We start from the raw sequence: 20,113 nt of genomic DNA, 5'->3' as shown, positions 1-20,113 counted from the left end.
GAGTTCCCTCGCGACGACACGGAGGTCCCCGCGGGTCACGCCCCGCGACTGGGGTCGCTATCGAAACGGGGAAACCCACCCGTCGCCGAAATTCGGGTAATGGAGTCGGGTCGCATCGACGTTGCCTCGCTTGCCGGACCGTTCGACCTCCAGTCGACGCTGGAGAGCGGCCAGACGTACCTCTGGGAGCGCGCCGACGGCGACGGCTACGCCGAGTCGGCCGCCCACGGCGGCGACGCGTGGTACGAGACCGTACTCCCGCCGACGCCGGGACTCACCGACCTGCCGACCGTCGTCCGCGTCCGCCAGATCGGCGGCGTCGACGAGCGACGCTCGTCTGCCGATCGGACGCAGTCCGATCACGTCGACGGCGGGACGTTGGAGTGGGAGGCTGGCGCGGTCCCCGCCGACGTGGACGCCGCCGGCGCCGCCGAGCCCACCGAATCAGTCGACGGGGAGGCGATTCTCACGCACCTGCTCCGCCTTGACGACGACCTCGAAGCCATCTACGAGGCCACGGGCGACCTCCCGCTACTCCAGCGGGCGTTCGAGCGCTACCCCGGGATGCGGCTCCCGCGCGACCCGCCGTTTCCCTGCCTGATCACGTTTATCTGCTCGGCACAGATGCGGGTGAGCCGGATCTTCGGGATGCAGAACGCGCTCCGGGAGGCGTATGGCACCCCCGTCGCAGTGGGCGACCGTACCCTCTACTCCTACCCGACTCCGGCGGCACTCGCTGCCGCCACCGAGGAGGAACTGCGGGACCTGAGTCTGGGCTACCGCGCGCCGTACGTCCAGCGCACCGCCGAGATGGTCGCCACGGGCGAGGCAGATCCCGCTGACGCACGCGGCCTCCCCTACGAGGAGGCTCGCGACGCGCTCACCCAGTTCGTCGGCGTCGGCGACAAGGTGGCCGACTGCGTCGCCCTCTTCGCGCTCGGCTACCTGCAGGCCATCCCGCTGGACACGTGGATCCAGACCGCTATCGGCGACTACTTCCCCGACTGCGAGGGCGGCAACTACGCCGAAACCTCGCGGGCCATCCGCGAGAAACTGGGTGGCGACCTACCGGAGCGCGACGAGGTGTTCGGCGAGAGCGGCGCCGACGCCTACGCGGGCTACGCCCAGACGTACGTGTTCCACCACCTCCGGACCGACGGGGAGTGACTCGCCGGTAACAGTCGGCGATGGTCAGTGCGGCGTCTCAGAGCGTTAGCGTCGCGTCGGACATGTTCAAAAAGGCGGTCTCGTACCCCTCGTGGCGCGAGACCTGCGGCGGCGAGTCGACGGTGATCGTGAGTTCGTCGCCTTCCTTGACCGTATCGAGCAGCGCGCCGTAGTGGATGCCGAGGTCGCCGTCCTGCCACTCGTTGAGGTAGCCGTCGAACACCGTCTCGCCGTCGCGAGTCACCGTCGCCGAGAGCGACATCAGCGGGATCGGGTAGCGGTTGTACGGCGTGTGCGCCGACACAGCCAGATGCTGCTGGTCCGCGTCGTCGCCGAACGCCCCGGCGTCGTCGATGGTGGTGACGACGAACTGGGCGTCGCCGCTCTCGGCCGTCCCCCGGACCGTCCCGGGGAGTTCGTCCTCGGTGGGGGCCTGCATCAGCGGGACCATATCCATCTGCATCGGCTGGACCGCGCCCAGCGTCCCCTGTCTCGCGGGCGGGATGTCCTCGAAGGGGAGGTCATTGAGTTCGGAAAGCTGGTAGTCGAGCGTGAACTCGAACTCGGCGGCGCCGGCGTCCGCGAGCGACCCCGTCCGGCGGTTCCCGCCTTCGCCGATGGAGACGGTTACGTCGTACTCGCCCTGTTCTGGGAGTTCGACGTTATCGCCGAAGTGAAAACCCATCCGCTGGGCCAGCATCGGCCACGGGCTGAGGCCGTCGACGACGGACTCGCCGTCCCGGCTGATGTCGACGGTGGGGTTCACGTCCGAGGGGACGATCCCCGTCTCGCTGTGCCAGACGATGGGCATCAGGTGGAGCGCGTCGCTGTTCCCGACCTCCACCATCGTCGTGTCGCTGCCGGTGATCGTCCAGAAGCGGTGGGGGAAGCTGTAGGTCAGCGCACAGCTGTACCCCCCGTCGCTCTGCATCGACGCCATCCCCATTCCTTCGGTGTGGGTCGGGACGTAGACGCCGTCGGGGCGGTTCTCCACCAGTGGCGGCTCCCGGTTGCCCGACTGGAGTTCGAAGCCGCTACAGCCAGCCAGCCCCGCAGCGCCGGCGGCGCCGACCCCCGCGAGGAATGCCCGGCGGGACTTATGCATGAGCCACCTCCGCGTTCTCTGCGGCGTCGTCCGCGGGATTCGCGGGCGGGAGCGCGCGCAGCGAGCGGGGGGGTATCAGGAAGTTCCCCCGGCGCACGGTGTCGATGTACTGCAGGATGCCGTTGTTGGTGCGCTGGCCGACCGCGGAGTTGCTGGCCACGTCATCGCCGTTCATCGCCTCGCGCGTCGTCACGAAGTCCTCGATGGTGCGCTGGAGCGAGAGGAAGTGGACGCCTGCGCGGTCCTGATCGGTCGAGTCGAAGTCCCGCCGCAGGATGATCGGCGCGTCGTCCTCGCGCACGTCGACCATCTTCTGGCCGTGGCCGACGACGCCCTCGCTCCGGGCCGTCTCGGTCGGGTCGCCGCAGTCGTCCATCTGCGGGTCGGTGCCGAGGTTCTCGCCGGTGCCCTCGACGGTCCCCTCGCTGGCGTGGTGCGGGCAGAACATCTTGGAGACGCGCTGGTCCCGGCTGTCCTGCTCGTACCACTGCTTGAGGTTGAGCGTCAGCGTTGAGAGCTGTTGGGTGGTACCGCCCGCGAACGGTCCCGACTGGATCGTCACGCGGTCCTCGCCCGGCTGATTCCCCTGGAACGCCGACTCGAACCCCATGTACAGCGGGGCGTCCTCGGGAACGGGGCCGTCGTCGGGAACGCCGTCCACGTCCTGGTTCTCGGCGGGCAGGCCGTCGCCGATGAATCCCGTCCGGCGCTCGCCGAGGGTGAACACGTCCGTCAGCGACGCGTCGGGTTGGGAGACGCCGTTGAGTTCGTCCACCTCGCCTTTCAGCGCCTCCTCGGCGCCCATCACCACCTCGCCGTGGTCGCTGGCGAGGTGGACGATGGCGTCGATGTCGTCGGCGTCGGGGTCCTCGAAATCCGCGAGCGCCCGCGGTTCGGGCAGGTCGACGCTCTCGGGGAGGCTCTCGTCGAACCGGTCGAAGTAGTAGGGGGAGTAGCTAACCGTCAGCAGGAGGCCCGCGGCCGAGCGCTCGTAGGCGCGCTCGAGGCCCGCGAGCGCGGCCTCGACGGTCTCGCGCTCGGCGTCGGTCGGCATCCCGTCGCCATAGGAGAGTGGAAGGAGCACGCGGTGGCGCGGGTGGTGGTTGTTACCGGCGTCGTCGGTCGGGAGCGCGGCGTTCCACGCGTGCTGGCGCTCGGGGAACGCCGACGCGGGGTCCTCGGGGCCCCGCGGCACGTCGATTTCGGGGCCGCGGTCGAGGCAGGCCGAGAGCGCCGACGCCCCGCCGATGGCGACGGCGGCCTTGACGAACTCCCGCCGGTCGATACCGTATGAGTCGCTCATACCCGGGGCTGGGGAGCCAGGGGAAAGTGGGTTCTGGTGCGCCTCTCGAAACCTCCGACTCAGGGGGCCTACCCGTCGAGTAGCTCGTCGACCAGTCGGGTGAAGCGGTCGACCAGTCGGTCGGGCGTCGACGGCTCGACGGTCGCCAGCAGCGAGCGAGTCGCCCCGGGGTCGGCCAGCGAGAGGTGGACCCGGCCGCGCTCGTCGCGGCGCTCAGCGATCAGTCCGGCGTCTCGGAGGCGGTCGACGTGGTAGGAGAGCGTGCTCCGGGCGACGTCCAGCCGTTCGGCGAGGGTGGCGGCCGGCGTCTCCCCGGCGGCCAGCAGCGCCGCGAGTGCCGCCCGGGAGGTCTCCCGCCGAGCCAGCGCCAGCCGTTCGCGTTCGCGGTCGTCGTAGCCCGGCGTGAAGTAGTGCGTGCGGCCGTGGCGCTCGTCGGCGACGACGGCGCCGTCGCGTCGCAGGCGCCGGAGGTGATACTGGCGTTGGCCGGTCGCGAGGTCGAACTCCCGGCCCAGCGCGCTGGCGTGGCGGCCGGGATGGTCGCGCACGTGATCCAGCAGGCGCTCGCGGGTCTCGTTCATCGGCGCCCCTCCCCGTCGCCGCCCGCGCGAGCGGCTTCCGTGCGGTTGGGTCGGCCGACCAGATAGACGGCGGCGATCACCAGCGCGGCCATCGCCGCGTCGAGGCCGTGCTCCAGTTGGTGGTGCAGCCTCGGCCCAATCATGCCGCCGTAGGCGCCCAGTCCCACCGCGCTCCGGCCGACCAGCGTCGACAGCGCGAGCGCCACCAGCAGGTAGCGCCGCGAGCGCCGCCGGACGAACGCCGCGATGGCGACGCCGGCGACGACGGCCGCCAGCATCCCGGCGAGGGTCAGCAGCGCGAACACGACCGGGTCCTGTCCGTGGGTGCCGGCCAGTGGGACGCCGTCGATCATCGGCCTCACTTGGGACCCCGGGGGCATACGCCTCTCGATCCGCGGGTAACCGTCGCGGCCAGGCGCCTGCTGGTCCACGCACTCCCGGGCGTCGATCACGTCGATATGCCGGTCACTGCCGAGACGGTGCGAACGGCAGTGGAGAACGGAAAGAACTGAGGCGGCTCAGTCGTCAGCCGGGGCGGGTTCGGCCCGCTCGGCCGCGGACTGGTTTCGCAGACAGGAGGAGAGATGGCCGTTGCCGTGGTCGGTTTCGGCCGGCTCCTCTTTCTCACACGGCGTGGAGAACACCGAGAGCTCCTCGTTCGCGTCCTCGATGCGACCCTCCGCCAGCGCGTCGATGGCGGTCTGGAGCGTCGACTCCGCGTCCCGGTCCGAGAGCGTCTCGGGCAGGTCGAACTCGACTCTGAGCTGGGTTTTCACCGTCTCGTCGTCGACGTCCGACGGATCCATATCTTCACCCGAAAGCGCGTTGCGGATGCTCGACGGGTCGATCTCGCCGGTCTGGACCTTGTCCCGGAACGTCAGTAACGCGCGCCAGTCGGACTGTTCCAGATCGTACTCGCCGGACTGGATCACCTTGTGACACCGCGTGTGGAACCGACAGCCCGAGGGCGGGCTGATCGGACTGGGGACGGTCCCCTTGAGTTCGATGTTCTCCCGGTCCAGCGTCGGGTCCGGGGTGGGGATCGCCGACAGCAGCGCCTCCGTGTAGGGGTGCTGTGGGTCCGAGAACACGTCCTCGGTGTCGCCGATCTCGACGATCTCGCCCAGATACATCACCGCGACCCGGTCACAGACCTCCCGGACCACGCTCATGTCGTGGCTGATGAACAGCATCGAGAGCCCGAACTCCTCCTGGATGTCGTTCAGCAGCGAGAGGATCTCCGCGCGGATCGAGACGTCGAGCGCGGACACCGGCTCGTCGGCCACGATGAACTCGGGGTTGAGCACGAGTGCGCGGGCCAGCGCGATGCGCTGTTTCTGGCCGCCGGAGAACTCGTGGGGGTACCGGTCGTAGTACTCCGCTTCGAGGCCGACGCGTTCGAGCAGGTCCTCGACGATCTCGCGGCGGCGCTCCTTGTCGGTCATCCCGTGGACCAGCAGCATCTCCGCGACCGAACTCCCGACGGTCATCCGCGGGTCCAGACTGGAGGAGGGATCCTGGAAGATCATCTGGGCGTCCCGGCGGAACGCCTTCAGCTCCTCGTCCTCGAACTGCGTGATGTCGTTGGGGTGGCTGCCGTCCTGATTCCGGGTGCGGCCCTGTCGGCCGCCGCCGTTGAAGATAACCTCGCCGTCGGTCGCCTCTTCGAGGCGGATGATCGAGGAGGCGGCGGTGGACTTCCCACAGCCGGACTCCCCGACGAGGCCGAGCGTCTCGCCCTCCTCGATGTCGAAGCTGATGCCGTCGACGGCCTTGGCGGCGCCGACCTGCTTCGAGAGGATTCCCTCGGTGATCGGGTAGTGCTTCTTCAGGTTTCGGACCGAGAGCAGCGGTTCGTCAGTCACTGGAAACACCTCCGGTGGTTGCGCCGTCCTCCTGGACGACTTCCTCGCGAATCACGGCAGGGTCGTACCCCTGCTGGTAGTGGACACAGGAGACAGCGTGGCTCTCCGAGAGCGGCTCCTCGGGTGGCTGGTCGCCCGCACGGCACTCCTCGACCGCGTAGTCACACCGCGGCGCGAACCGACAGCCGTCCGGGGGGCTGATCGGCGAGGGGAGCGATCCCGGGATCCCTTCCGCCGACCGTGATTTCCCGGGGAGACACTCGAGTAGCGCGCGCGTGTAGGGGTGCGAGGGTTCGTCGAAGATTTCGTGGACGCCGCCTCGCTCCATCACCTTCCCGGCGTACATCACGACCACCTGGTCCGCGATCCCCGCGACGACGCCGAGGTCGTGGGTCACGAACAGGATGGACATGTTGTACTCCTCCTGCAGCTCCTCGAGGAGGTTCAGGATCTGCGCCTGGACGGTCACGTCGAGCGCCGTCGTCGGCTCGTCGGCGATCAGCAGGTCCGGATTGGTGACCAGCGCCATCGCGATCATCACGCGCTGTTTCTGGCCGCCGGAGAACTCGTGTGGGTAGTCGTCGAGTCGGGCCGCCGCGTTGGCGACGCCGACGTCGTTGAGCAGGCCGACCGCGCGCTCGCGGGCTTCCTGCTTGCTGGTGTTGGGTTCGTGGGTCTGGATCGCCTCCACGATCTGCCAGCCGACCGTGTAGCAGTGGTTGAGCGCGTCCTGTGGGTTCTGGAACACGTGGGCGATCCGCCCGCCGCGGATCTCCTTGAGTTCGGACTCGCTCATCGAGATGATCTCCTGCCCGTCGAACGTGACGCTCCCGGTGACTTCGCCGGGCGGCGTCGGGACGATCCGGGTGATCGACTCGCTGGCGACGGTCTTGCCGGACCCGGACTCGCCGACCAGACAGAGCGTCTCCCCGCGTTCGATTTCGAAGTCGATACCGTCGACGGCCGTCAGCACGCCGTTGTCGGTCGTGAACTCCGTCGTGAGTCCCTCGACCGTGAGTAGTGGTTCTTCGGACATTATTCTGACTCCGCCTCCGCTTCGGGGTTCAGCGCGTCGAGCAGCGCGTCACCGAGGAAGTTGAACGCCAGGATGGTGAAAAACAGGAACATCCCGGGCGCCAGCGTGATCCACGGGGCGAAGGCGAGGTCCGAGCGACCCGCCGCGATCAGCACGCCCCACGACGGGATCGTCGAGTCACCAAGCCCGAGGAACGCGAACTGCGCCTCGGCGAGGATGAACGTCGGGACCAGCAGCGTGATGTCGGTGATGATGCTGCTCGCGGTGTTGGGCACGATGTGCGCCCGGACGATCCGGTACGTGCTCGCACCGCTGAGCTGTACGGCCTTGATGTACTCCTCCTCCGTCTTGGCGAGCGCGTTACTCCGCACGTAGCGTGCGGTCCCCTCCCAGGCGAACAGCCCGAAGAGGACGACGAAGAGGAACAGGCTCGCCCCCCAGATGTAGAGGATCAGGAGGTAGAGGATGAACGTCGGGAACGACTGCTGGACGTCGACGTAGCGCATCAGCACTTCGTCGACCAGCCCGCCGGCGTACGCCGCGACGGTGCCAACGGCGGTGCCGATGGAGACGACGATCAGCGTCGCGATGAAGCCGATCTTCATGCTGATCTGCATCCCGTAGACGATGATGTTGAAGATGTCCTTGCCGTCCCCGGTCGTCCCGAGGGGGTACTGGAGCGTCCCCTGGCAGGCGCCGTTGATCACGGGGCCCACGCAGCGGATCGGGTAGACCGTGTCGATAGAGAGCAGCACCGGCGGCTGGTACTGCACGGCTAGGTCGGCCCGCGGCGCGGCGATCACGACCGGGCCGAGCACGCCGATGACGAAGATGAAGATGAGCCACCCGAGGCTGACCATCGCCGGCCGGTTCCGCTTCATCTCCCGCCAGTAGTAGCTGCTCATCCGCGGGTTCTGGTAAAGCGGGAGGACCACGTACGCCCCGAACAGCAGCAGGGAGAACGCGAACAGCCAGTCGAGTTGGGTCACGTCGTACCCCCAGCCGATGATGTCGAACGTCGGGGTGTACTGGTTCCCGAAGTCCATCCCGATCGCCGCGTCGTACGTCCCGGTGACGAAGAAGTAGTCGAACGCGGCGATCAGCAGTAACATCGCTGTTCCGGCCAGCAGGATCAGGAAGTTCGGCGAGAGCTCACGGTCGGACTCGCCGGTGATCTGTCCCCAGTCGACCTCGTCGAACGTCTGTTTGTCCGCCGCCATTATCGATCCTCGAAGCTGATACGCGGGTCAAGCACTGTGTACACCATGTCCTGGATCAGGTTCCCGATGGTCGCGACGAAGGTGAAAAACAGGACCGAACCGAGCACGAGGCTCGTGTCCTGTGCGATCACCGCGTCGTAGAGCGTTCGCCCCAGTCCGGGGATCCCGAACACGACCTCCACCAGCAGGGACGACCCCGTGAACAGCGCCAGCAGGTAGCCGACGATTGTCGTCGACAGTGGCACCATCGTCGGCCGAAGCACGTGCCGGAAGTAGATCCGATAGGTGGAGACACCTTTCGCCTTCGCGGTTTTCACGAAGTCGGCGTTCGTGTACTCCGCGGACTCGTTACGCGAGACGCGCATGATGGCGCCGATAGAGCCCGTCACCAACACGAAGATGGGGACGCTGAGCTGTATGGCGTTCTCGACGCTGAACACCGCAACGTCAGTGTTGTAGACGATCGGGATCCATCGTAACTGTACCCCGAACAACAACAGCAGTATGATCCCGAAGAAGAAGTTCGGGATCGCGTAGCCGAAGAACGCGAAGCCAGTCGCAGCATGGTCCTTCCAGCTGTACTGGTTCGCGGCGGAGTACAGCCCAACGAGCGGTCCGATCAACACCGTCAGGATCGTCCACGGCACGGAGTACTGGACGGTGTAGTGGAGTGACTCAATCAGCGCCTGCGTCACTGGCTGGTTCCGAGTTGATGACCAGCCCCAGTTGAGCGTGTAGACCCCGACGACGTAGTCCATGAATCGCTCGTGGAGCGGTCGGTCGAGTTGTGCGCGCTGTCTCGCTAGATCGGCGGCTGCGGCCGGGTCCTCGCCGTCCATCGCCGCCTGTGTGGCAGCTTTCTGGACTTCGGGGTTCGGCGCCGCTGCCATCAGCCCCCACGTGACCGAAACGATGATGAACGTCACGATGGCCGCCCACGCGACCCGTCGGACGATGTACCATTCCATTCCCATTGCTTATCGCGACCTCATGTGTATGTTGTAAACTCCATCCGTCTGTTCGGCTGCCCGTTTCCCGTCTGCGTCGCGCCGGCCGCCATCACTGTGTGTATGAGTGGCAACTACCGAGCGGTGTTATCCGATATGGGATGTTTATCCCATGTGTGTTTCGATGGACGACCCCGCCGCGTCCGCAAAAAACGCCCGCGGCTGCGGCTTACTCCTCTCGGTACCAGCCGGGGAAGTTCCAGCCGCTGAAGAAGTTCTCCGCGGGCCCGACCATGTCCGACGAGTAGCCGGTTCGGCCGCTCGGGAACGCGAGCATCGCCATGGGCTGGTCCTCGGCGATGTTGACGAAGATCTCGCCGAAGATCTCCTCGAGCTCCTCGGGGCTCTCGGCGTTGTTCGCCTGCTCGAACAGATCCTTGGCGTCCCAGGAGGGGTAGTAGCCGTAGGGGTTGTAGAACGAGTCCTTCTGGAAGAAGACCTCGCCGGCGAGTGGGTTGAGCGGGTAGGTGTTCAGGCCGAACACGACGGTCATGTCCCACGCGTTCGCGCTCGTGGCCACGTCACGCGGACCGGCGTTGTACGAGCCGTTGGACCACTCGAGGTCGTCGGCGTTCTCGGGGACCTCCTGTTGCCAGTACTCCTGGGAGAACTGAGCGCCCTGAATCGCGTTGACTTCGACGGCGATCCCGGCGTTGTCCTCGAACTCCTGGCCGATGAACTCCGCCATCGAGCGCTCGGTGTTCTGGCCGGCGCTGTGGTAGAGCGTGATCGTACACTGGTCGCCCTCGGGGTTGAGGAGGTTCCCGTTGCTGTCGTAGCTGTACTCGTGGTCGACGTTGCTGATCGCCTCCTCGATGCGACTCTGGGCGGGCTCGGAGCCGTAGAGGTCGCCCGTCCCGAACTCCATCATGTCGGCGTCGCTGGGGTACCAGCGGGACCAACGGGGCTGCCACGTGTATTCGACGTTGGCGTAGCCACGGAACACACCCTCGACGAGGGTCTGCTTGTCGACGGCACAGCCGAGCCCCTGGCGGAACTTCTTCTCACGGAAGAGGTTACCCGGACCGGCGTTCCATCCGTTCTCCCGCATGTTGTACACACAGACCTCGTTGTACGGCTGCGGGATGAGGTAGACATCGACGTTCTCGAGGTTGTCGAACTCCTGGACTCGCTCGGGCGGGACCGCGGCGGCGTCGGTCTCGCCGGTTTCGAGCGCGCCGAGGCGGGAGGCCTGCTCCTGCACGACGGAGTTCTCGAGGCTCTCGAAGTAGGGGGCGTTCTCGAAGAGCGCGAACTGGTCGGTCGCCTCCTGTAGGTAGTAGTCCTCGTTACGGCTGTACGTCTGACCGCTGGAGCGGTTCCACTCTTCGAGCGTGTACGCGCCGAGGTTCCCGGTGAACTCGAGGTTGAGCAGCTCCTGATCCTCCTGCAGGCCGGCGTCGTCCTGCTCCTCGACGTACGGCTGCATGAGGTCCTTCGGGATGGGGTAGAGCAGCGGGTCGTACGTCTGCGGGTAGAGCAGGTTCGCGCTCGGCAGCGTGATCTGGAACTCGAGCTCGCCGGTCTGTTCGATGGTGACCTCGCTGGGCCAGGCGCTGGAGTCTGCCGTCGACGCCCAGTCGGCCTGGTGGAGCTCCTGAACCTGATAGACGAAGTCCTCAGCGGTGACCTGCCCGTAGGGATCGCTGTACTGGAGGTTCTCACGAACCGTCCCCGTCCACGTCTTCCCACCGTCCTCGGTGGTCAGGTCGTAAAGCTGGGGCATCACCTCGTTGCCCGGCTTGAACGTGTACCCCATGTCGAGCGCGTAGCCGATCAGGTTCCCCGCGCCGTTTTCGGTGTTGTAGAGGGGGTTGAGCGTCTCGGCAGGACTGCTGCTGACGGTTCGGTAGGTCCCGCCGACCTCCGGGAGATCCTGCTCACCGGAGGGCGTCGCGGTCTCAGTCCCGAGCGCGTTCCCCTCGGTGGTTTCGGTGGTCGTCTCGGTGTCGGTGCCGTCACCACCGGTACAGCCGGCCATCCCGGCTGCGCCAGCGACGCCGACGGCTTGGAGCCAACGGCGGCGGTCGATAGTCGAGTTCTTGTCGTCTCCACGTCGTCCGAACGGGTCAGACATGTGACTCTCGTATTATTGCATGCTGATGATAAACTTGTCGCTTAGTACCATGGTCTCTTTACCCAAAGGTAGCCGACCCAAACTTCGATACGCTTTATTTTTCATGGTGGTAGGCAACAAATACACACTCAGCGTGTTTGGTCCGATCACCAGCCGGTCGGGCGTTGCTGAATACGGAGCGGGCGTCGCCGCGGGGTAGTGTTCAGATAAGCCGATTCCATGCGAAGGGGAACGATCTCACCCACTCGTCTGCAGTTTCTGTCTCGGCGTTGCTGAAACAGTTCGAGAAACGTAGGGTTCTCCGTTTTACCTCGCGAAAGACACGTTCGACGCTGTTCAGATTTCCATGTTTTCGTATCTAAAGCGTTTCTAACCGGTTCGAACTTTGTATGCGGCAAATTGTTTCCGGATCGACAGCAGCGTACAGCCAACACTGCTCATCGTTGAGTCCGCTCACCGTCTCGTCAACTGCGACGTGATCCGGATTTCGACCGTCTTCCGGCTGTACATCGGCCTTGTGAACCCAGTTGTGAGCAGTAGACTGAGCTCGGCCAACACCGGATTCACCGAGAATTGAGGCGGTATTCGAAAGTGATGGAGACCAATAGCGCATACCTCCGTCTTCAGGCGGAGGTCAAGCGGTAGGCATAGCCCTCGCAAATGGAGCTGGACACCGAGCTTCATAAACTCCGTCGGTGTTGCTTCTCGTTTCATAAACCTAACTCGATCCTGCTCAAACACCCGTCGAGGCGGTCGTTTCGGGCATATATCACTCAGAAAACGAACCGCCTCACTCTTCATCCTTATCTGAACACCGCCGCCGAAACGGGGACAAGATTCACGGCGCCTCCGGCCCGACTGTCGACCGCATGACCTTCGAACTCACGTGGTACGGTCACTCGACCTGGGGCGTAACCGTCGACGACACGGAGCTGCTGATCGATCCGTTCTTCGACACGCCGTTTACCGACACGGATCCGGCGGGGCTCGACCCGGACCACGTGCTCATCACTCACGGCCACGCCGACCACATCGGCGACGCCGACCGCTTCGAGGGGACCCACTTCGTGGCGACCCCGGAGATCACGGGCTATCTGGCCGACAACTACGGGATCGAGCAGTCGACCGGGATGAACCTCGGCGGCACCGTGGAACTCGGTGACGCGTTCGTCACGATGGTCCGTGCGGACCACTCCAACGGCATCGACACCGGCTACGGCGCGTCCGGGGGGATGCCCGCGGGGTTCGTCGTCAGCGACACGAAGCCGACACAGGAGCACGACGCCGACTCCATCTCGTTCTACCACGCCGGCGACACCTCGCTGCACTCCGAGATGAAGGACGTGATCGGGCCGTTCCTCGAACCCGACGCCGCCGCGGTGCCGGTCGGCGACCACTTCACGATGGGGCCGGCACAGGCCGCCGTCGCGGTCGACTGGCTCGACGTTGACACCGCGTTCCCGATGCACTACGACACGTTCCCGCCCATCGAGATCGACACCGACGAGTTCGTCCGGGAGGTGAAGGCGACTGGTAGCGACGCCGACGTGGTCGTCCTCGACGGCGACCAGTCGTACACGCTGGCGGAGTGATCGGTCGGCCGGGGCAGCAAGATTTAGGCCCCGACCAGCCCAACTCCCGGTCGCGATGAGCAAACAGGTCACTACTGTCTCCGAGTCCGGCTACGAATCCACGACCGAGATCCGCGATTTCTCCGTCGACATCGACCCCGGCGGCGAGTCCGCACCCGACACGCTGGAGTCGCTGCTCGCCTCCTACGGCGCCTGCTACGTCCCGGCGCTCCGCGTCGGCGCCCAGCAGCGCGACGTGGGCGATCTGGGTGAGATCGAACTCTCGATCACGGGCGACCTCAACGACGACGACAAACTGGCCGCGATCCAGTTCGACATCGCCGTCGAGGCCGACGTGAGCGAGGAAGCGGGCCAGGAGGCCATCGACCGCGCGTTCGACCTCTGTAAGGTCCACGACGCGCTCAAGACCGACCTCCACGCAGAAACGACGTTCGAAGGCGGCGCCTTCTAGCGCGGCAGAACGCCGCTACTCCTCCCGGCCCCGTCGGTACGCCCCGTAGGTCATCGCCTCGCCGTCGCAGATGACGAGGTCGGTACCGACGGCCGACAGGTCCGGGCCGTGCTTACGGGACGGTTCGTCACGAACGACGGGCGGTGTGGGACTGCTACCCATACTCACGGCTTCGGGTTGGAGAGGGTATAAGTCTTTGCCCAAACCGCCACGAGCGGCGATCTACGGCCGGTTCTCGGTAGCGGGAGGTGAAGCTTTTTGCTCCCGGGGGGCACACCCACCGACGTGTCGGCTCTCTCAGTCCACCTGAACCGGGGCCGCCCGCGCGGCATCGACGCGCCGGCGTCGTTCGTCGCCGACGAGTCGTTCGACGTGGCCATCGAGAACCACGGCGACGGCTCGCACGTCCACGTTCAGTTGGACGAGGCGCTCTCGGCGGTGGCTCGGATCCGCGACGGCGACGCGTTCGTCGGAAGCGGCGCGACTGGCCATGTCCGGGTGGACACCAGAGAAGTCGAGGAGCCGGTCTCAGGTGAGCTAACGATTTCGGTGGGCTACGGCGCCGAAACCACGGCCGTCAACGTTCGGGTCGAACCCTCCGAAGCGGAGGGCTACAGCCTCGGCGTGGACGTCGACGAGCGGCTCGCGGAACCACAGCCCGACCCCAGCATCTGGCCGCCGGATGCGGAGACGGTCGGGCTACTGACGCTCGCCGTCGGTGCGCTCCTCGCGGCCGCCATCGTCGCGGTGAGTATCCAGAGTCAGATCGTCGTCGCCGCCGCCGCGCTGGTCGCGCTGATCACCGTCGTCGGGGTCGTGATCGCGCTGGCCTGACGCTTCTTTCGCTGGTGAGTTGCAACCCACGGTGGCGCCGTCACTGCGCCACCCGCCACCGGACGCCCGCAGGTGGATGGACTTTTGGCGCCGCCCCGGTCACGCTCAGACATGTCCACCGCAGCCGCGACCCGCGAAGCGGTCCGCGACCATCCCTTCCTTCTACAGGCGCTCCGGGCCGGCGTCGTCAACTACACTGCCGCCGCCGCGTTCCTCGACGTTGGCGAGACGGAGCCAGTCGCCACGGCGCTCCGGCGGTTCGCCGACGACCTTCCCGAGTTCGAGACGCGCGACGCGGACGCCCGCGTCCGGATGGAGAGCGGCGTAGGTGTGATCGAGGACGCCGAGTCTGCAAGTGAGGCCGGCGACGACACCGAAGTCCTCCTCTCCATCGGCGGTGCCGCCGTCGTTCCGGACGCGGGGTCGATGACAGCGGTGCTCGCAACGGGCGATGTGGATGTGGCCGCGCTCGCGGCAGTCTGTGGCCGCCTCGACGCCGAGGACATCGACGCCGAAGCCGCCGCCGTCGCCGAGGGGACGCTGCTGGTCGTCGTGGATCGTCGCGCGGGCGTGTCGGCGCTCCGGGCCGTCGAGGACGCGCTGGCCAACGTCCCGGTCTAAGCGCCGGAGGCCGCCGGCAGCGCCGGATCCGACGCCTTGAAACCGCCGGCCGGAGAAGCCCTCTGCATGACTCTGTCGCTGACCGACACGCTCTCGGGCGAGCGCGAGGCGTTCGAACCGAGCGGCGATTCGGTCCTGCTGTACGTCTGCGGGCTGACGGTCTCGGACGACCCCCACCTGGGCCACGCGCGCCTCTGGGCGCAGGCCGACATCCTCCACCGCTGGCTCGACCACGAGGGGTACGACGTGCGCCACGTCGAGAACGTCACCGACGTGAACGAGAAGATCACTGCCCGCGTCGGCGAACGCGAGGAGTGGGACAGCGAGACTGACGTGGCCGGCCACTACACGAACGAGGTGCTCTCGCGGATGCGGGACCTGAACCTCAAACGCGCCGAGGTCTACCCCCGGGTCTCCGAGCACGTTCCGGAGATCGTCGATCTCGTGGAGACGCTGGTCGAGCGCGGGTACGCCTACGAGTCCAACGGCTCGGTCTACTTCGACGTGGCCGAGTTCCCGGAGTACGGCAAACTCTCGAACCAGGAGATCGAGGAAGTCGAGGAGCAGGGCGACCCCGAGGAGCGGGAAGAGAAGCGCAGCCCCGCAGACTTCGCACTCTGGAAGGCCGACGGCGTCGACGCCGATGCGGTCGAAGAGCACCGAAAGCACGAACACGACGGGCCGCTCCCCGAGGGCCAGACGTGGGAGTCGCCGTGGGGCGAGGGCCGACCCGGCTGGCACGTCGAGTGCTCCGCGATGTCGATGACGCATCTCGGCGACACGCTGGACATCCACATGGGCGGCCAGGACCTCGTCTTCCCGCACCACGAGAACGAGATCGCCCAGAGCGAGGCCGCGACGGGCCAGGCGTTCGCGAACTACTGGCTCCACGTCGGCTTCATGCAGGCCGGCAGCGAGAAGATGTCCTCCTCGCTGGGCAACTACTTCACCGTCGGCGACGCCGTTCGGGAGTTCGGCGTGAACGTCCTGCGCACCTTCTACGCCTCCGCGGAGTACCGCTCCCAGCAGGCCTACACCGAGGAGACCATCGAGGAGGCTCGCCGGCGCTGGGAGCGACTGGAGCGGGCCTACGAGACCGCCGTCGAGCACGCCGACAGCGCCGACGCGCTGGCGAAGGCCGAGGACAGCGAGTTCCGCGACGCGCTCGCGGCCGCCCGGACGCAGTTCCAGTCGGCGATGAACGACGACCTGAACGCTCGCGAGGCGATGGCGGAACTGCTGGAAGTCGCCAGCGCGATCAACCGCCACGTCGAGGGCGAGGCGCCCTACGACTACCGCGCGCTCCGGGAGGCCATCGAGTTCTTCGAGGAGTACGGCGCGGGCGTGTTCGGCCTCCAGTTCGGCGAGACGACCGAGGGCGAGGCCGAGATCGCGGAGGATCTCGTGGAACTGGTACTGGACCTGCGCGAGGGGGAACGCGAGGCCGGGAACTACGAGCGTGCTGACGAACTCCGGGATCGACTGGCGGCGCTCGGTGTCGAAGTCGAGGACAGCGAGGACGGGCCGACGTACCGCTTCGAGTAGCTACTCGCCGCCCGCTTCGGTCGTGAACAGTTCTGTTTCTTCGGGGATCTCGAACAGGCCGAACCGCACGCCGGCGTCGAGCCAGCCGTACCCATAGGAGAACGACGCCAGCGCGTTCACGGGGTCGTCGGCCTCGCGGAAGTGCCGGCCGTCGTCGAGGTAGGAGTCGGCCATCTCGTACGTCTCTGCGGCAGCCTCGCCCAGCGGTGTCCCCGGCGGCGCCGCGGGTTCGGCAGCCTCCAGCGCGTCGGCCAGCATCTCGCCGTAGCGGTCGGTCTTCTCCTCCAGATCGGCGGGCATGCTCGGGCGTTCGCCGCTCGGGCGGTAAGGCTGTCGGAGCGGGCTGGCGCTACAGCGTTCGTGCGCGGTCGGTACACCGACACAGTCGCGGCGTTGGCTCCGACGACGCGGCCGTGGCCGCGTCAGGTCGTGCGCCGCGACTGGTGAACAGCATAACGTACATACCCGCCACCCGCCTAGCTTCGTTCATGACCGAGCACGTCGAGGAGGCGGTCGACCACCGTCGCCTGATCGTCGCCGGAACGGGCATCGCCGGGCTCACCGCGGCCATCTACGCCGGGCGGTCGAACAACGAGCCGCTCGTCTTCGAGGGCGACGAGCCGGGCGGACAGCTCACGCTCACCACGGAAGTCGACAACTACCCCGGCTTCCCCGAGGGCATCTCCGGGCCGGAACTGGTGAACAACATGAAGGAGCAGGCCAAGCGCTTCGGCGCCGAAACCGAGCACGGCATCGTCGTCGACGTGACCGGCCTCGGCGAGAGCGAGGACGGCATCGACGCGCCGCCGTTCCGCGTCGAGATGCGCGACGGCGACGTGTACACCTGCGACGCGTTCATCGCCGCCTCCGGTGCCTCGGCGCGCACGCTCGGCGTGCCGGGCGAGGACGAACTGATGGGCTACGGGCTCTCGACGTGTGCCACCTGTGACGGCGCGTTCTTCCGCGGCGAGGACATGCTCGTCGTCGGCGGCGGCGACGCCGCGATGGAGGAGGCCAACTTCCTCACCAAGTTCGCGGACACCGTCTACATCGCCCACCGCCGCGACGAGTTCCGCGCGGAGGACTACTGGATCGACCGCATCATGGACAAGGTCGAGGACGGCGACGTGGAGATCCTCTGGAACACCGAACTCACCGAGATCCACGGCACCCCCGACGAGGGCATCGACTACGCCTCGCTCGTGCGCCACCCCGAGGGCCACCCCAAGGAGAAGTTCGAGGCCGGCGAGGAAGACGTCGAGACGTTCGAGATGGACGTGGGCGCGGTGTTCTACGCTATCGGCCACACGCCGAACGCGGGCTACCTCGAAGGCACTGGCGTCGAACTCGACGATGAGGGCTACATCATCACCCAGGGCGGCCGCGACGGCGGTCAGACCGCGACGGACGTGCCGGGTATCTTCGGCGCCGGCGACGTGGTCGACCACCACTACCAGCAGGCGGTCACCGCCGCCGGCATGGGCAGCGAGGCGGCGCTCGACGCCGACACGTGGCTCGAGGATCGCGAGCGCGCGGGCGAACTCGGCGTCGAGTCGGCGCCCGAGGCCGCGACCGGCGACGACTGACGCGAGCAGCCGGCGACGACTGGGCCGATCTCGTTTTCTTCGAGCCGAGACCCACAGAGCCTTACGTCCGACCGCTCATTCTGGCTGTATGGCTGATACGGAGACGTTCACCATCGAAGGCCCCGACGGCGAAACTGACACGGTTGAGCTCCCGCCCGTCATGCTCGAGCTGATGCGTGACGCCGACGAGTCCGACGCGCAGATCATCGCGGACATCGTGCTGCAGGCGTTCGCCCAGCAGGCCCACGCCCGCGTCCACCACGCCGAGAACGGCGTCGCCGAGGAGGTCGAGGCCGCAAACGACACGCTCGAGGACCTGTTCGAGGAGCGCTTCGGCCTCTCGCTGGCCGACGCGATGGGTCACCAGCACTAACGCGGCACCACTTCTCACCCGATTTTCCACATCCGCTAGCGACAGCGCTATCGACGGCGCTGCCGAGAGTTTATCACCAATAACGCGACCAGCCTGCCTGTGCAGTGACAATCGCCGCGGGCCGGCCCGAGCAAAAGTGCGACCCACCGGCCCGCGAAGCTGTCGGGTCGCCTGTTCGCCACCTGCGGCGCCGGGTTAGAGCGTCCCCTGCCGGGCCATCTCCCGGACCTGCTCGGCGCGGGCCTCCAGGGCCTCCCACTCGGCCGCGTCCTTGTCGTCGACGTGGCTGTACATCAGCCCCATCCGGCCCGTCCCGCGGAGCCGTTCCTCGTGCTCCCGGAGGAACGTCCAGTAGAGGCTGTTGAACGGGCATGCCCCCTCGCCGGTGTCCCGCGAGACGGCGTAGGGACAGGACGCGCAGTAGTCGCTCATCCGGTTGATGTAGCTCCCCGACGAGGCGTAGGGTTTCGAGGAGAGCACGTCCGTCGCGAACGAGCCCATCCCGACGACGTTGGGCGTCGTGACCCAGTGGAACGCGTCGACGAACCCCTGGTGGAACCACTCGTTGAGTTCCCCGGGGTCGGCGCCGTAGACGAGCGCGAAGTTCGAGAGCACCATCAGGCGCTCGATGTGGTGGGCGTAGCCGTGCTCCCGGACGTGCCCGACGGCCTCCGACAGACAGGTCATGTCGGTCTCGCCGGTCCAGTAGGCCGGCGGCAGATCCGCGGTCTGGCCCAACTGGTTCGCGTCGGCCATCTCGGGCATCGAGCGCCGGTAGACGTGGCGCATGAACTCCCGCCACCCCAGCACCTGCCGGACGAACCCCTCGACGCTGTTGATCGGCGCGTTCCCGACCTCGTACACGCGCTCGGCCCGTTCGATCACCTCCATCGGCAGGAGGAGGCCGAGGTTGATCGACGCCGAGAGCAGCGAGTGGGTCATCGTCCATTCGCCCTCGACCATGGCGTCCTGATACGGCCCGAACTCGGCGAACCGGGCGTCGACGAACGCCGCCAGCGCGTCCAGCGACTGCTCTCTGGTGACCGGCCACCGGAACGGTGCTGCTTCCCCGGAATCGACGAACGTCTCGAACTCTGCATCGACCCACGACGAAACCTCTCGGGTGATCTCGTCAGGCTCGAACCGCGGCGGCTCCGGCGGCTCCCAGTCGTCGGGCGGTGTCTCGCGGTTCTGTTCGTCGTAGTTCCACTCGCCGCCCGCGGGGTCGTCGCCGTCCATCAGCACGCCGGTATCGCGGCGCATATGGCGGTAGAACCCCTCCAGCCGGTAGGTGTCTGAGTCGTTCGTGTTCCGGCTGTCGGCCCACTCGTCGAACTCCTCGGGGGTGAGGAGGAACGTCGGGTTCGGGACGAACGAGAGGTGCCCGCCGTGATCCTCGACGAGCCCGCGAAGCCGGTCTTCGGCGCCGTACGCGGCTGGTCTGGGCATCGTCAGGTCGTCGCCGGGATAGGCGTCGAAGTGGGCGTCCAGGGCCTCGCCGAACGTCTCGGCCTGTCGGTAGTCGACCGTGAAGCCTCGATCCCGGAGATCGTCGCGGAACCGACGCATCGCCGCGAACACGAGCGTCAGCTTGTGGGGGTGATACGGCCGGCGCCGCGCGAACGCCGTCGACTCGATCAGCAGCACCCGGTCGTGGTCGTCGAGGTAGTCCGCAGTTCGGTCGAGGTGGGTGCCGAGCAGCCACAGCGTCATCGTGGGGTAGGCTGGCAGGCTGGGACGCGAGACGGTT

General features: G+C 66.9%; 20 protein-coding genes and 1 pseudogene. 8 read left to right on the top strand and 13 right to left on the bottom strand.

Annotated features, from left to right (window positions below; translation table 11 throughout):
* The first annotated feature begins 99 nt into the window (after positions 1-99).
* Positions 100-1,167 carry a DNA-3-methyladenine glycosylase family protein gene (locus tag J2753_RS00635; RefSeq protein ID WP_209489441.1) on the top strand — a complete coding sequence of 356 codons (1,068 nt, stop codon included), beginning with the start codon at positions 100-102 and terminating at the stop codon, positions 1,165-1,167.
* A gap of 37 nt (positions 1,168-1,204) precedes the next feature.
* On the opposite strand, the gene J2753_RS00630 is transcribed toward J2753_RS00635, so the two are convergent.
* The 10 genes and pseudogenes from J2753_RS00630 to J2753_RS00585 all read right to left on the bottom strand — a co-directional run bounded on the left by J2753_RS00630 (position 1,205) and on the right by J2753_RS00585 (position 12,131).
* Positions 1,205-2,272 carry a DUF7350 domain-containing protein gene (locus J2753_RS00630; protein WP_209489440.1) on the bottom strand — a complete coding sequence of 356 codons (1,068 nt, stop codon included), beginning with the start codon at positions 2,270-2,272 and terminating at the stop codon, positions 1,205-1,207.
* Entirely contained in the window at positions 2,265-3,575 is a 1,311-nt protein-coding gene (locus tag J2753_RS00625; protein ID WP_209489437.1) for a DUF7405 family protein, read from the bottom strand. Before J2753_RS00625 ends, J2753_RS00630 begins: the two co-directional genes overlap by 8 nt.
* A 68-nt stretch (positions 3,576-3,643) precedes the next feature.
* Complete coding sequence (locus J2753_RS00620; RefSeq protein ID WP_209489435.1) at positions 3,644-4,156, bottom strand: winged helix-turn-helix transcriptional regulator; 513 nt, start codon at positions 4,154-4,156, stop codon at positions 3,644-3,646.
* Positions 4,153-4,509 carry a DUF7471 family protein gene (locus tag J2753_RS00615; protein WP_209489433.1) on the bottom strand — a complete coding sequence of 119 codons (357 nt, stop codon included), beginning with the start codon at positions 4,507-4,509 and terminating at the stop codon, positions 4,153-4,155. Before J2753_RS00615 ends, J2753_RS00620 begins: the two co-directional genes overlap by 4 nt.
* A 165-nt stretch (positions 4,510-4,674) precedes the next feature.
* Positions 4,675-6,021 (bottom strand): ABC transporter ATP-binding protein, encoded by a 1,347-nt coding sequence (locus J2753_RS00610; RefSeq protein ID WP_209489431.1) that lies wholly within the window; start codon positions 6,019-6,021, stop codon positions 4,675-4,677.
* Positions 6,014-7,060 (bottom strand): ABC transporter ATP-binding protein, encoded by a 1,047-nt coding sequence (locus J2753_RS00605; RefSeq protein WP_345777175.1) that lies wholly within the window; start codon positions 7,058-7,060, stop codon positions 6,014-6,016. The genes J2753_RS00610 and J2753_RS00605 overlap by 8 nt, the downstream gene beginning before the upstream one ends.
* Positions 7,057-8,277, bottom strand: coding sequence for an ABC transporter permease (locus J2753_RS00600; protein ID WP_209489427.1), 1,221 nt, complete (start codon positions 8,275-8,277; stop codon positions 7,057-7,059). Before J2753_RS00600 ends, J2753_RS00605 begins: the two co-directional genes overlap by 4 nt.
* A complete protein-coding gene (locus J2753_RS00595) occupies positions 8,277-9,251 on the bottom strand; it encodes an ABC transporter permease (RefSeq protein ID WP_209489425.1) in 975 nt (324 codons plus the stop codon). Before J2753_RS00595 ends, J2753_RS00600 begins: the two co-directional genes overlap by 1 nt.
* 202 nt (positions 9,252-9,453) lie before the next feature.
* A complete protein-coding gene (locus J2753_RS00590; RefSeq protein ID WP_209489424.1) occupies positions 9,454-11,361 on the bottom strand; it encodes an ABC transporter substrate-binding protein in 1,908 nt (635 codons plus the stop codon).
* A 202-nt stretch (positions 11,362-11,563) separates the two neighbouring features.
* Positions 11,564-12,131, bottom strand: a pseudogene (locus tag J2753_RS00585) (IS6 family transposase).
* Between the two features lie 99 nt (positions 12,132-12,230).
* Here J2753_RS00585 and J2753_RS00580 point away from each other — a divergent pair.
* A complete protein-coding gene (locus J2753_RS00580; protein ID WP_209489422.1) occupies positions 12,231-12,953 on the top strand; it encodes a metal-dependent hydrolase in 723 nt (240 codons plus the stop codon).
* 55 nt (positions 12,954-13,008) lie between these two features.
* The gene (locus J2753_RS00575) at positions 13,009-13,404 is read left to right on the top strand and encodes an OsmC family protein (protein WP_209489420.1); all 396 of its coding nucleotides are present in this window, start codon (positions 13,009-13,011) and stop codon (positions 13,402-13,404) included.
* Positions 13,405-13,419: 15 nt separating this feature from the next.
* Here J2753_RS00575 and J2753_RS00570 read toward each other — a convergent pair whose 3' ends face one another.
* The gene (locus tag J2753_RS00570; RefSeq protein WP_209489418.1) at positions 13,420-13,566 is read right to left on the bottom strand and encodes a hypothetical protein; all 147 of its coding nucleotides are present in this window, start codon (positions 13,564-13,566) and stop codon (positions 13,420-13,422) included.
* Positions 13,567-13,689: 123 nt separating this feature from the next.
* On the opposite strand from J2753_RS00570, the gene J2753_RS00565 reads away from it, so the two are divergent.
* The 3 genes from J2753_RS00565 to cysS all read left to right on the top strand — a co-directional run bounded on the left by J2753_RS00565 (position 13,690) and on the right by cysS (position 16,404).
* A complete protein-coding gene (locus J2753_RS00565; protein WP_209489415.1) occupies positions 13,690-14,238 on the top strand; it encodes a DUF7524 family protein in 549 nt (182 codons plus the stop codon).
* Positions 14,239-14,349: 111 nt separating this feature from the next.
* Positions 14,350-14,859, top strand: a complete 510-nt coding sequence (locus J2753_RS00560; protein ID WP_209489413.1) for a DUF7523 family protein — start codon at positions 14,350-14,352, stop codon at positions 14,857-14,859.
* 66 nt (positions 14,860-14,925) lie between these two features.
* A complete protein-coding gene (gene cysS, locus J2753_RS00555) occupies positions 14,926-16,404 on the top strand; it encodes a cysteine--tRNA ligase (RefSeq protein ID WP_209489412.1) in 1,479 nt (492 codons plus the stop codon).
* Here the strand turns inward: cysS and J2753_RS00550 are convergent, their stop codons facing one another.
* A complete protein-coding gene (locus tag J2753_RS00550) occupies positions 16,405-16,704 on the bottom strand; it encodes a DUF357 domain-containing protein (protein WP_209489411.1) in 300 nt (99 codons plus the stop codon).
* Positions 16,705-16,892: 188 nt separating this feature from the next.
* Between J2753_RS00550 and J2753_RS00545 the strand changes: the two genes are divergently transcribed.
* Positions 16,893-17,990 carry an NAD(P)/FAD-dependent oxidoreductase gene (locus tag J2753_RS00545; protein WP_209489409.1) on the top strand — a complete coding sequence of 366 codons (1,098 nt, stop codon included), beginning with the start codon at positions 16,893-16,895 and terminating at the stop codon, positions 17,988-17,990.
* 88 nt (positions 17,991-18,078) lie between these two features.
* The gene (locus J2753_RS00540) at positions 18,079-18,363 is read left to right on the top strand and encodes a DUF7545 family protein (protein WP_209489407.1); all 285 of its coding nucleotides are present in this window, start codon (positions 18,079-18,081) and stop codon (positions 18,361-18,363) included.
* A 195-nt stretch (positions 18,364-18,558) separates the two neighbouring features.
* On the opposite strand, the gene J2753_RS00535 is transcribed toward J2753_RS00540, so the two are convergent.
* Positions 18,559-20,076 carry a cryptochrome/photolyase family protein gene (locus tag J2753_RS00535; RefSeq protein ID WP_209489405.1) on the bottom strand — a complete coding sequence of 506 codons (1,518 nt, stop codon included), beginning with the start codon at positions 20,074-20,076 and terminating at the stop codon, positions 18,559-18,561.
* Positions 20,077-20,113 lie beyond the last annotated feature (37 nt).

Origin of the sequence: Halolamina salifodinae (assembly GCF_017874235.1) — an archaeon.
In the GTDB taxonomy this organism is placed as follows: Archaea; Halobacteriota; Halobacteria; order Halobacteriales; family Haloferacaceae; genus Halolamina; species Halolamina salifodinae.
Note: the sequence above shows the minus strand (reverse complement) of the source record. Positions and strands in the feature narration are given on the sequence as shown.

Excerpts from the sequence above, each read along its gene's own strand:
- J2753_RS00635 (WP_209489441.1), top strand. The coding sequence starts at position 100 with ATGGAGTCGGGTCGCATCGACGTTGCCTCGCTTGCCGGACCGTTCGAC.
- J2753_RS00630 (WP_209489440.1), bottom strand. The coding sequence starts at position 2,272 with ATGCATAAGTCCCGCCGGGCATTCCTCGCGGGGGTCGGCGCCGCCGGC.
- J2753_RS00625 (WP_209489437.1), bottom strand. The coding sequence starts at position 3,575 with ATGAGCGACTCATACGGTATCGACCGGCGGGAGTTCGTCAAGGCCGCC.
- J2753_RS00620 (WP_209489435.1), bottom strand. The coding sequence starts at position 4,156 with ATGAACGAGACCCGCGAGCGCCTGCTGGATCACGTGCGCGACCATCCC.
- J2753_RS00615 (WP_209489433.1), bottom strand. The coding sequence starts at position 4,509 with ATGATCGACGGCGTCCCACTGGCCGGCACCCACGGACAGGACCCGGTC.
- J2753_RS00600 (WP_209489427.1), bottom strand. The coding sequence starts at position 8,277 with ATGGCGGCGGACAAACAGACGTTCGACGAGGTCGACTGGGGACAGATC.
- J2753_RS00595 (WP_209489425.1), bottom strand. The coding sequence starts at position 9,251 with ATGGGAATGGAATGGTACATCGTCCGACGGGTCGCGTGGGCGGCCATC.
- J2753_RS00590 (WP_209489424.1), bottom strand. The coding sequence starts at position 11,361 with ATGTCTGACCCGTTCGGACGACGTGGAGACGACAAGAACTCGACTATC.
- J2753_RS00580 (WP_209489422.1), top strand. The coding sequence starts at position 12,231 with ATGACCTTCGAACTCACGTGGTACGGTCACTCGACCTGGGGCGTAACC.
- J2753_RS00575 (WP_209489420.1), top strand. The coding sequence starts at position 13,009 with ATGAGCAAACAGGTCACTACTGTCTCCGAGTCCGGCTACGAATCCACG.
- J2753_RS00570 (WP_209489418.1), bottom strand. The coding sequence starts at position 13,566 with ATGGGTAGCAGTCCCACACCGCCCGTCGTTCGTGACGAACCGTCCCGT.
- J2753_RS00560 (WP_209489413.1), top strand. The coding sequence starts at position 14,350 with ATGTCCACCGCAGCCGCGACCCGCGAAGCGGTCCGCGACCATCCCTTC.
- cysS (WP_209489412.1), top strand. The coding sequence starts at position 14,926 with ATGACTCTGTCGCTGACCGACACGCTCTCGGGCGAGCGCGAGGCGTTC.
- J2753_RS00550 (WP_209489411.1), bottom strand. The coding sequence starts at position 16,704 with ATGCCCGCCGATCTGGAGGAGAAGACCGACCGCTACGGCGAGATGCTG.
- J2753_RS00545 (WP_209489409.1), top strand. The coding sequence starts at position 16,893 with ATGACCGAGCACGTCGAGGAGGCGGTCGACCACCGTCGCCTGATCGTC.
- J2753_RS00540 (WP_209489407.1), top strand. The coding sequence starts at position 18,079 with ATGGCTGATACGGAGACGTTCACCATCGAAGGCCCCGACGGCGAAACT.
- J2753_RS00535 (WP_209489405.1), bottom strand. The coding sequence starts at position 20,076 with ATGACGCTGTGGCTGCTCGGCACCCACCTCGACCGAACTGCGGACTAC.